We start from the raw sequence: 1,136 nt of genomic DNA on the forward strand, positions 1-1,136 counted from the left end.
CCGCCAGCCGCAGCAGCCCGGAGGGGGTGGCCGGAACCAGCAGGGCGCGGGGCACCGCCGCGCGGCGGGGGAGAGCAGGAGACAGGCGGGACATCGTCAGGGGCTACGACTCCATGCATGGGCGTCGGATGCAAGTCCCGTGGGGATTGGACACCCGGGGGCTGGCACGGCACGCTCCGCGCGTGTCCCGGGACGGTCAATCATGAGTGTGGATGTGGCGATGACGCCGGCCCCCGCGGCCCCGCGTGTGGAGTGGGGCGGCTGGGTCTTCCCCCGGTGGAACGACCCGAGGCTGCCCTTCGCGGCGCTGCTCACGCTCTACGGCGTGCTGGGCTTCACCTTCTTCGGCTTCAACCGCAGCCCCGGGCAGATGGCCTTCCTGGTCGTCTCCGGCACGCTGCTGGACGCGGCGCTCGGCTGGCTGCTCAAGCGGCAGAAGGTGGTGCCGCTCTCCGCGTACATCTCGTGTTGCTCGCTGGCGCTGCTGCTCAACTACTCGCACGCGAGCACGCTGTTGTGGCTGCCGGTGTGGCTGGCCATCGGCTCCAAGTACGTGCTGACCTTCCAGGGGCGGCACGTCTTCAATCCGTCGATGTTCGCGGTGGCGGTGTCGCTGCTCGTCACGCGCGAGCTCATCACCGCGGCGCCCGCGTACCAGTGGGCCAACGGCGAGGTGGCGCTGTCGGCCTTCATCGTGATGGCGGCGCTGGTGCTGTTCTTCTTCCGCGTGGGCCGGGGCTGGCTGGTGGTGAGCTTCCTCGGCTTCTACGCGCTCCAGACGGCGCTGCGCGCGTTCATCCTGCGCCACCACCTGCCGCCGGAGGTGCTCTTCCTGGGCACGCTGGGCGCGCCCTCGTTCTTCATCTTCGTCTTCTACATGCTCACCGACCCGGCCACGTCGCCGGGCACGCGCAAGGGGCAGGTGCTGCTCGCCCTGGCCATCACCTGCGTGGACCTGGTGCTGCACCTGAAGGAGAGCGTCTACACGTTCTTCTACGCGGCGCTCACCGTGGCCACCTGTCGCTTCGTGTTCATGCACGCCCGGGCGGCGTGGCGCGCGGGAGGCCGGGAGTCGCTGCGCCGGCTGGGGTCTCCGGACGTGCTCCGGCGCGTGGGCGTGGTGGGAGGGCTGGGGG

1 pseudogene is annotated in these 1,136 nt (G+C 70.6%); it reads left to right on the forward strand.

Annotation, left to right across the window (positions count from 1 at the left end):
* Positions 1–202: 202 nt before the first annotated feature.
* Positions 203–1,136 (forward strand): annotated as a pseudogene (locus tag D7V93_RS43280) (FG-GAP-like repeat-containing protein); the annotation flags it as partial.

The organism is Corallococcus llansteffanensis (assembly GCF_003612055.1).
GTDB classification, from domain to species: domain Bacteria; phylum Myxococcota; class Myxococcia; order Myxococcales; family Myxococcaceae; genus Corallococcus; species Corallococcus llansteffanensis.